At 63.5% G+C, this 9,343-nt stretch carries 9 protein-coding genes; 4 read left to right on the forward strand and 5 right to left on the reverse strand.

The features are described from left to right. Window positions 1-336 precede the first annotated feature (336 nt). The 4 genes from AC1DRP_RS31450 (at window position 337) to AC1DRP_RS31465 (ending at window position 4,270) form a co-directional block, all read left to right on the forward strand. Window positions 337-2,157, forward strand: a complete 1,821-nt coding sequence (locus AC1DRP_RS31450) for a methanol/ethanol family PQQ-dependent dehydrogenase (protein ID WP_476770550.1) — start codon at window positions 337-339, stop codon at window positions 2,155-2,157. A gap of 115 nt (window positions 2,158-2,272) precedes the next feature. After that, entirely contained in the window at window positions 2,273-2,797 is a 525-nt protein-coding gene (locus tag AC1DRP_RS31455) for a c-type cytochrome, methanol metabolism-related (protein WP_441493144.1), read from the forward strand. 112 nt (window positions 2,798-2,909) lie between these two features. Continuing rightward, a complete protein-coding gene (locus AC1DRP_RS31460) occupies window positions 2,910-3,719 on the forward strand; it encodes a substrate-binding domain-containing protein (protein ID WP_476770551.1) in 810 nt (269 codons plus the stop codon). A 2-nt stretch (window positions 3,720-3,721) separates the two neighbouring features. Next, a complete protein-coding gene (locus tag AC1DRP_RS31465) occupies window positions 3,722-4,270 on the forward strand; it encodes a PQQ-dependent catabolism-associated CXXCW motif protein (protein ID WP_441508415.1) in 549 nt (182 codons plus the stop codon). 58 nt (window positions 4,271-4,328) lie between these two features. Here the strand turns inward: AC1DRP_RS31465 and AC1DRP_RS31470 are convergent, their stop codons facing one another. The 5 genes from AC1DRP_RS31470 to AC1DRP_RS31490 form a co-directional block, all read right to left on the reverse strand. Next, a complete protein-coding gene (locus tag AC1DRP_RS31470; protein WP_441508416.1) occupies window positions 4,329-4,994 on the reverse strand; it encodes a hypothetical protein in 666 nt (221 codons plus the stop codon). Then, window positions 4,991-5,863 carry an ABC transporter permease gene (locus AC1DRP_RS31475; RefSeq protein ID WP_441508417.1) on the reverse strand — a complete coding sequence of 291 codons (873 nt, stop codon included), beginning with the start codon at window positions 5,861-5,863 and terminating at the stop codon, window positions 4,991-4,993. The genes AC1DRP_RS31470 and AC1DRP_RS31475 overlap by 4 nt, the downstream gene beginning before the upstream one ends. Further along, window positions 5,860-6,612 carry an ABC transporter ATP-binding protein gene (locus tag AC1DRP_RS31480; RefSeq protein WP_441508435.1) on the reverse strand — a complete coding sequence of 251 codons (753 nt, stop codon included), beginning with the start codon at window positions 6,610-6,612 and terminating at the stop codon, window positions 5,860-5,862. Before AC1DRP_RS31480 ends, AC1DRP_RS31475 begins: the two co-directional genes overlap by 4 nt. Window positions 6,613-6,751: 139 nt before the next feature. Then, window positions 6,752-7,720 carry a YVTN family beta-propeller repeat protein gene (locus AC1DRP_RS31485; RefSeq protein WP_441493139.1) on the reverse strand — a complete coding sequence of 323 codons (969 nt, stop codon included), beginning with the start codon at window positions 7,718-7,720 and terminating at the stop codon, window positions 6,752-6,754. 69 nt (window positions 7,721-7,789) lie between these two features. Then, a complete protein-coding gene (locus tag AC1DRP_RS31490; RefSeq protein ID WP_441508418.1) occupies window positions 7,790-9,052 on the reverse strand; it encodes an ABC transporter substrate-binding protein in 1,263 nt (420 codons plus the stop codon). Window positions 9,053-9,343 lie beyond the last annotated feature (291 nt).

Consider the following 9,343-nt stretch of genomic DNA (forward strand, 5'->3'; position numbering starts at 1 on the left):
GTTGATCTGTCTCCTCCCTGAATTGTGCGATGCAGCATTCATTGCGATTGCATTTGCGTAGGTCAGTAATCGTGACGTGTTGGCGCGTGTCCAGATCGTGTTTGGGCGTAATTTTGTAGGATTGGAGGGGATGGAATCTTGCTGCGATCTTGTCCGTCATCGAAAAAGGGCTTACACATGCACCGGTAGAAATCGGCTTCTATGACTGACGCCCGGTTGGCGTTGATGCAGTCGTAGCCTGAACGCATGCCGAAACGCCTGGACGCTTCGGGTGTTCAGCCGTGACCACGCTATGGAGCGCTATCGCAGCAGACAAAAAACGCCAGGAGGAACGTCATGCGCAAGCTTATACAATCGACAGCTTTGTTGACGACCGTGGCCTTTCCAGCGCTCGCGCTGGCTAATTCTGATGTGATCAAGCAGACATCTGATCCAAACCAATGGGCCATCCAGACTGGCGACTACGCGAATACGCGTTATTCCAAGCTCGACCAGATCAATCGAGACAACGTCAAGAATCTGAAGGTGGCGTGGACCTTCTCGACCGGCGTGCTGCGCGGCCATGAAGGCGCGCCCCTGGTCATCGGCAGCACGATGTATGTCCACACGCCGTTTCCAAACATCGTCTATGCRCTCGATCTGGATCAGGACGRCAAGATCCTCTGGAAATACGAGCCCAAGCAGGACCCGTCGGTCATTCCGGTGATGTGCTGCGATACGGTCTATCGCGGTGTCGCCTATGCGGACGGCATGATCTTCCTGCATCAGGCCGACACCACGGTGGTGGCGCTCGATGCCAAGACCGGCAAGGAAATCTGGAAGGTCGTCAACGGCGATCCGAAGAAGGGCGAGACCAATACGGCCACTGTCCTGCCGGTGAAGGACAAGGTCATCGTCGGCATTTCCGGAGCGGAATTCGGCGTGCGGGGACATGTCACCGCCTACGACATGAAGACAGGCAAGCAGCTCTGGCGGGCCTATTCGACCGGCCCCGACAGCGAGATGATGATCGATCCTGAGAAAACCACGTCGCTCGGCAAGCCGGTCGGCAAGGATTCCTCGCTGAAGACCTGGACGGGCGATCAGTGGAAGATCGGCGGCGGCTCGAGCTGGGGCTGGTATTCCTATGATCCGGAAACCAACCTGTTCTTCTACGGCACCGCCAATCCCTCGACCTGGAACCCGGTGCAGCGCGCCGGCGCCGACGGCAAGCCGATCGACCAGAAATGGACCATGTCGATCTTTGCCCGTGATGCCGACACCGGCGTCGCGAAATGGGCCTACCAGATGACGCCATTCGATGAGTGGGACTATGACGGCGTCAACGAGATGATCCTCGCCGATATCCCGGTTGGCGGCCAGCCCCGTAAGGCGCTCGTTCATTTCGACCGCAACGGGCTTGGCTACACGCTCGATCGTGTCACCGGTGAATTGCTCGTCGCCCAGAAATTCGACCCGAAGGTCAACTGGACGACCGGGGTCGTGATGGACAAGAACAGCCCGCAATATGGCCGTCCGCAGGTCGTGTCGGCCATGTCGACATTCCAGACCGGCCAGGACAAGAACACGAAGGGCGTCTGCCCGGCGGCGCTGGGCTCCAAGGACCAGCAACCGGCCGCCTATTCGCCGCGGACGGGTCTGTTCTACGTGCCGACGAACCATGTCTGCATGGATTACGAGCCGTTCCGCGTGTCCTATACGGCCGGCCAACCCTATGTCGGCGCAACCCTCTCGATGTATCCGGCACCCGGCAGCCATGGCGGCATGGGCAATTTCGTCGCCTGGGATGCAGGCCAGGGCAAGATCGTCTGGTCGGTTCCGGAGCAGTTCTCGGTCTGGTCGGGTGCGCTCGCGACCGCAGGCGGGGTGGTCTTCTACGGCACGCTGGAAGGTTACCTGAAGGCGGTTGACGAGAAGGACGGCAAGGAACTGTTCAAGTTCAAGACGCCGTCGGGCATCATCGGCAACGTCATGACCTATACCCACAAGGGCAAGCAGCAGGTCGCGGTCTTGTCCGGCATCGGTGGCTGGGCCGGGATCGGTCTCGCTGCCGGTTTGACCAATCCGACCGACGGTCTCGGCGCAGTCGGCGGCTATGCCGCGCTGCGCGACTACACCGCGCTCGGTGGTGTGTTAACGGTCTTCACGCTGCCATGATCGGCGCGTGACGGATGGCCGGCGCGGCTGAACAGGTTGCGCCGGCCTTTTTGATGCCCGCCCCGGCTGTCACGGCCGACAATCGACGATGCAGCGGCTACCGGAGAGGCTGAAAGTGAAACATTTCGGCATCGGCTTCGCACTTGCAGGTTTCGCTCTTTTGGCCGTGTTGTTGCCGGCGACCGGCGGGTCGTCGCAGGACAAGCCGGCAAAGACCGAACAGGATGGAAAATGGACGCTGGAGGACGGCACGCCGACCTACAACATCACGGCTGACGGCAAGGTCGACTGGTATACCTACTCCGGCTTCCGGCGGTACCATTCGGAATGCCATGTCTGTCACGGGCCGGAGGGGGAAGGGTCGAGCTATGCCCCGGCCCTGGTCGGGTCCCTGAAAACCATGAAATATACTGACTTCACGGAAGTGGTGGCTGGCGGGCGCACGATCACGCGCCCCGACAAGACGAGCGTCATGCCGGCGCTCGGCGATAACGCCAATGTCATGTGCTATCTCGACGACATCTACGTTTATCTCAAGGCGCGCGCCGATGGTGTGCTGCCGCGGGGCACGCGTCCGGAACGCGCCGTCGAAAAGCCGGAGACGGCCGTCCAAAATGAAAAGACCTGCATGGGCTCCTAGAGCGAGGCCCGGACGGCTGCGCAGCAGCTGCGTGTCCGGCCCTGCCACCACCCGGCCACCAGTGCGGGCATGGCGGCCCGCTGATGTCTTTCGCTGGCTGATCTGCTGCGCGATCCTCCTCTTCGCCGCGGGGGGCGCCAGCCACGCCGCCGAGACCGGCCGTGCCGATCYGGTCAATCACGAAGTCCTCCGCGTCTGCAGCGACCCGGCCAATTTGCCCTTCTCGAACGAGGCGGGGCAGGGCTTTGAGAACAAGATCGCCGAACTCGTCGCGGATGATTTGAAGCTTCCGCTCGAATACACTTGGTTTCCGCAGGCGACGGGATTTGTGCGCCAGACGCTGTTCGCAAAGCGCTGCGACCTGATCATCGGTTACGCGCAGGGCGACGATCTCGTCCTCAACAGCAACCATTATTACCGCTCGAGCTATGTCCTGGTTCATCGGCCGGGGCAGAGGCTCGACGGCGTCGTTACGCTTGCCGACGAGCGGTTGAAGGACAAGCGCATCGGCATCGTCGCCGGCACACCGCCCGGGAACATCATGGCGATGCTCGGCCTGATGCAGAAGGCAAGGCCCTATCCGCTGACGGTCGACCGGCGCTTCGACTCTCCCGCGGAGCGCATGATCGCCGATATCCGTTCCGGAGAGATCGATGCCGGAATCCTGTGGGGGCCGATCGGCGGCTATTTCGCCAGCCGCGGCGGCGAAAAGCTGACCGTGACGCCGCTGCTGAGGGAAACGATGGGGCCGCGCATGGCCTATCGGATCACCTTCGGCGTGCGTCATCAGGAGGATGACTGGAAACGCAAGTTGAACGAGATCATCGCCAGGAGGCAGGGCGATATCGATGCGATCCTGCTGGATTTCGGCGTGCCGCTGCTGGACGAGGACACGGTGCCGATCACAGCGCCGCGGCGCTGACCATGTGGCGCGGCACTGCCCTGTTGGCACTCTGGCTGGCGGCGGGGTCAGCGGCCGGCGGCCTGGCGTGGGCCGTCCCGGACGAACCCGCAGGCTATCGTACCGAGAATTATCGCGCGCCGGTTCCAGCGATGCTCCAGGGCGCCCGCGTCATCGACACACGGGCAGCAGAGCTGCTGTGGCGCGGGAAATCAGCCGTCTTCATCGATGTCCTGCCACGCCCCGTGAAACCCGACAACCTGCCGGCGAACATGGTCTGGCGCGAGGCGCCGCATCGCAGCATTCCGGGCGCGGTCTGGCTGGCCAATACCGGCTATGGCGTCATCCCCGAACCGTTGCTGCAGGCCTTCCAGGCGCAGCTCGCGACGCTCACCGGCGGCGACAAGGCGAAAACGCTGGTCTTCTTCTGCCTGAAGGATTGCTGGATGTCCTGGAACGCAGCCAAGCGCGCCGTCTCTTGGGGGTACAGCAATGTCATCTGGTTTCCCGACGGCAGCGATGGCTGGGGCGAGGCGCTGCTTCCGCTCGTCGAGATTGCGCCGGGGCTATGAGACCCGCGCCGGACCGAAGCGCCCGGCACCGAAGTGCCGTGGCCGCGGCGAGGCGGCGTCAATCCTTCATCAGCGCCCGGATTTCGCGGGCGAGATCGAAGGCGCGCTGCTCGATCTGCACGGGTATCTCGCAGGCGAGGGGCAGAGATTCCTGCCTCTCGGCGAAGAACCGCGTATCCCACTTGTACCTGTCCTCCGCCACGGTGAGCTCCGCCTTGGCCTTCTCGTCCAGCGCCGCCTTGGCGCGCAGCGCACCCAGCGCCGCTCCCTGCTCCTGGATCCGCTCGGCGAGCTGCCTTTGCCGATGCTGAAACCGGCCGATCCCTGCGAGCACGATGGCGCGGTCGTCATTGATGGTCTTCAACACGCCGGCGAACAGCATTTTCAGCTTCTCGTCCCGGCTTGAGTCCGGCTGGGCCTTGGCCCATTGCGCCAGGCTCTCGCTTGCTTGCTCCATCGGGTTGGCGCGGCTGACGAGTGCCTTGATCAGGCGCTCCATCTCCGCGTCGTCCTGCCAGCCGGTGAGCGCCTCGACATCGGGGCCATCCCACATCTGCGCCGCAGTGAGCGTCGCGACCCTGCGCTGCACGCAGGGCCATTCCGGTTCGTCCGGGCGCGCCGGCAAGGCTGCGAACATGCCCGCGAACAGGGCCGCGCCGCAGGCGATCCTGAGCCTCGTGCGGATCAGGCGTTGGCTCGGGACAAGACCTCTCGGGAACGTCATGCCGTGCCTCCGGGAGCACCACGCCGACCCAGCAAACCCTTCGATGGATTATAGGCGTAAATGGCGGCAGCGAGAAAGACGGCGGTAAAACCCAGCACCGCCGCAAGCGAGACAGGATCAATCTGCGCGTAGAGGGCGAAGCGGATCAGTTCGACCGCATGGGTGAAGGGATTGAAGCGGCAGATCTCATAGAGCAGCGGGCTCGATTCCCGGATGCGCCACAGCGGATAGAGCGCGGACGAGGCAAAGAACATCGGGAAGATCACGAAGTTCATGACCCCGGCGAAGTTCTCCAACTGCTTGATGATCGACGACATGAACAGGGCGAGCGCGCCCAGCATCAGGCTCGCCAGGAACAAGGCCGGCAGCACCGTGAGGTAGCCGAGCAAGGGCGGCTCGATTTCCCAGAAATAGGCGATCAGCAGAAAGACATAGACCTGCAGCAGCGCCACCGCGCCGCCGCCGATCAGCTTCGATGTCAGCAGGAACCAGCGCGGAAACGGGCTGACGAGCAAGGTTCGCATCGTGCCGGTTTCGCGGTCATAGACCATCGAGAGCGAGGACTGCATGGCATTGAAGAGCAGGATCATGCCGATCAGGCCCGGCGTCACGAAGACCTCGTAGAGGACATAGGTTTCATAGGGCGGGATGATCGAGACGCCGAGAACCTGGCGAAAGCCGGCGGCGAAGATGAAGAGCCAGACGAGCGGCCGCACCAACGCGGAGAGGAAGCGTTCGCGCTGATGGATGAAGCGCAGCATCTCGCGCCAGACGATGCCGTTGAAGCAGGCGAGATAACCAGAGAAGCCCGAGCGCTCCGGCGCGTCCGCCAGTGTCGGTGGCGCATGATCCAGCGGGATGGTCTTCATGCCGCCACCGTGCCGGCAGGATTGGCAGCCGCAGAGCCCGTCATCGTCGTGAATGCCTCGCGTATCGTTGCCGTGCCCGTCATGGCGAGCAGGTTGTCGTGATCGCCGGCAAACAGAACCCGGCCCTTGTGCAGGATGACGATGCGATCGCTCGGCGCGACCTCGTCGATCAGATGAGTCGCCCACAGGACGCCGAGCCCCTGGCTGGCGACGAGATCGCGCACCAGGGCGATGATGCCCTCGCGCGCTCCGATATCGAGGCCGACGGTGGCTTCATCGAGCAGAAGGCAACGCGGCTCGTGCAGCAGGGCACGCGCGATCTCGACCCTGCGCGCCTGGCCGCCCGACAGCGCACGCACCTTGTCGCGTGCCTTGTCGGAGAGCCCGATGATGTCGAGCAGTTCCATGGCGCGCGCCCGCGCCGCGGCGAGACCGAAACCATGCAGCGCCGCATGATAGGCGAGGTTTTGCAGCAGGCTCAGGTCGGCATCGAGCGAGCGGCTCTGGAACACCACGCCGATCTGCCGCAGCGCTGCCGACGGGGCGCGACGCACATCATTGCCGAAGACCCGGATCTCGCCGCTGACATTGTCATAGAGCCGCGTGATCAGCGCAAACAGCGTCGATTTACCCGCGCCGTTGAGGCCGAGCAGAACGGTGAACGAACCGGCCGGAACCTCCAGCGACACATCGACGAGGGCACGCCGCTCGCCGAAGGCATGGCTGACCCCGGCGACCGAGAGCGCCATGCCGACCCGCCGATCGTCGAATGCTGCGTTCACGTGACGATGATCCGCGCCGCGTTAGCCAAAGATGGAGCAACGATGCAAGCCTTCATGCTCTCCTCCGAACGACTCTTGGCCTTCTGCGTGCCGAGGCGCGCGCTGATCAAAATGGGGCGATGGCGACACCCCAGGGGTAGCGTCCTACCTTCACTGACTTGGTGACACGCAGTTTCTCGACATCGATGATCGAGACGTCGTTCGATGTGCCGTTCGTCGTGAAGAGCAGCTTCTCGTCGGGCGTGAAGGCGAGCTGCCAGACGCGCTGCCCGACCAGGAGATAGCGCTCCACTTTCAGGGTTGCGGTATCGACGACGGCGACGCGGTTGGCCGGCCCGAGCGCGACGAAGGCTGTTTTGCCATCCCTGGTGATCCGGATGCCGACGGGCTGGATGGCGTCGGCGTTGACGCCATTGATCTGGAACGACACCTTGCCGACGGGCTTGCGCGTCTTGACGTCGATGACGCTGACCGTGCCGCCGATCTCGGAGCTGACCCAGACCTGCGATCCGTCCGGCGTGAACTGCGCATAGCGCGGGCGGGCGTCGACCAGGACATGGTCGGTCGTCTTATTGCTTCCCGTGTCGATGAAATGCGCCATGTTCGTCGTTTCGGAGGTGTTGACGAGAATGGTCCCGTCAGGGCTGATGCCCATGCCCTCGGGCTCGACACCGACGGGGATTTCCGACAGGACCGAGCCCTTCTCGATATCGACGACGGTGACGATATTGTCGTCCTCGTTGGCGATATAGAGCGGGTTGCCTTTCGGATGCAGGGTGAAGAGCTCCGGGTCAGGACCCGAGGGCAGATTCTTGACGAATTCCAGGGTCTTGGTGTCGAAGACCTGCACGACATTGTCGTCGCTCGCGCAGATCAGCAGCCACTCGCCGTTCCGGGCCAGCACGACCCCGCGCGGACGTTGACCGACCTTGATGGTCTTGGTCACTTCCAGCGTCGTGCTGTCGATGACGCTGACGGTGTTGTCCTTTTCATTGGAGACGAACACCGTGTAGGCGTTGGCTGTGGATCCGAGCAGTAAAAGCGCGCCCGCCGAAAGAAATGATGTGAGCCGCATGGTGTTCCGTTTCCGATGATGATGTCGAAAAACCAGGACGCGATTGGCTTCAGGCTCTGACTTACTCTCCTACAATCTGCATTTCGTTTCCGGCCGGTCGAGCCCGAGCGTATCCAGCGTCGAGAACTGGTGCAGAAAGCCCGGCTGCGGCGAAACCGAGACCGGGAGCTTCGGCGTCGCGATCAGGATCGGTTCGCGCAACTGGCCGTTCCAGTCCCTGAATGTCAGTTTCTGGCCCTTGAAGCCTGCCACGTCGAACTCTGCGGAGCGCAGATAGGCCGCGATCTCGGCAAACGCGGTCGAGCGACGGCGCGCTGCCGCCTCGCCGATGCTGCGGATCGCGAGCCAGGCATCATAGTCGAGCGGGCGCATCGTCCGGTTCGCCGATCGCCTGAAGCGGTTCTGGAAYTGGGTCGCTCCCCATTGTTCGAGCGCGGGATGCCAGCTTGTCGCCGTCAGCCCCTGTGTCCCCACCACCGGTCGCGCCTCCCAGGTCCGAAATGGGAAGTACTCGCCGAACAGCCCGGCCTCGTCGGCCACGACCACGACGTCATGGGCCGCCGCATTCTGCGTGAAGACCGGGATCTGCAGCTGAATCTGTTCGTGACCGCCATCGGCGCGCCGCGAGCCGCCTTCGTCGGAGAAAACCCGCTCCTCGACAATGCGGCCGCCGAAGCGCTTTGCCGCGCGTCGCACCGCCCCGGCGAAGGCCTCGTCCTCTGGCCGCGTTCCGAGAACCAGGAACCAGCGCCGCCACTGTTTCCAGACGAGATACTGCGCCAGCGCATCGGCGAGCATCGCGCGTGACGGGGCGGTATGCAGGACATTGGCGCGGCAATCCTCCTCGCGCAGGTTTTCGTCCGGCGCGCCGGCGTTGAACAGCAGCACATCCTTTCCCTTCAGCGCGTCGGCGAGCCTGAGAACGGTCTGGGCGCGCACGTCGAGCACCAGAAAATGTTGCCCCGCGGCGACGCGGCTTTCGGCTTCGACGAGCAGTTCATCGGCCTTGGCGCTCTCGATGATGTCCAGGCGAAACTCCTGGCCGAGAAAACGCCCCGTATTGGTGTTGTCTGCAATGGCGAGCCGCGCGCCGGCGATACCGTCGTCGGGCGGCGGAATGTCGAGCAGCGACAGCGGGAGAGGGCGCTCCTGGATCTCCCGGACGAGCAGGATGCCGATCGTCCTGGCCTCCGTCGGGGGCGCTGATTGCGCAAGCGCCTTGATCGGCCCACCGGCGAGCAGCATCACGCTGAAGACCAGAAAGATGGCCGCAAGGCGCAGCATCCCGGCCTTCAGGCGAAGGTCATGGCGATGGGCCTCGCAATCCTCCATGCGCGGCACTCCCCGATGGGCGAAGGCCAGCTACAGCCGTGCGCGTCGCCCACGCCCTCCAAAGCTGCGCCCAGCCGCAATCGACGTCAACCGGGGCACGGCTCGGCAAGCCGATGCCTGGCCGTTCCACAAGGGTGTGGAGTGCCGACCTGCGCCTGAGCCACTGCATGGGTTCGGAGCGCGCGCTGAGAGGACATTCGAAGGCGACTCCGTAAACGCTCACGGGATTCACGTAGTTTGCTTTTCGCTCCAAGCCGAAAAAGCGGGCCGTAAATCCGAGCCGACGTTGGC

Source organism: Allobosea sp. 01N443 (assembly GCF_056399325.1).

Bases quoted from the DNA above. Each gene is read 5' to 3' on its own strand.
- AC1DRP_RS31465 (WP_441508415.1), top strand. From the start codon at position 3,722: ATGTGGCGCGGCACTGCCCTGTTGGCACTCTGGCTGGCGGCGGGGTCA.
- AC1DRP_RS31475 (WP_441508417.1), bottom strand. From the start codon at position 5,863: ATGAAGACCATCCCGCTGGATCATGCGCCACCGACACTGGCGGACGCG.
- AC1DRP_RS31470 (WP_441508416.1), bottom strand. From the start codon at position 4,994: ATGACGTTCCCGAGAGGTCTTGTCCCGAGCCAACGCCTGATCCGCACG.
- AC1DRP_RS31485 (WP_441493139.1), bottom strand. From the start codon at position 7,720: ATGCGGCTCACATCATTTCTTTCGGCGGGCGCGCTTTTACTGCTCGGA.
- AC1DRP_RS31480 (WP_441508435.1), bottom strand. From the start codon at position 6,612: ATGGCGCTCTCGGTCGCCGGGGTCAGCCATGCCTTCGGCGAGCGGCGT.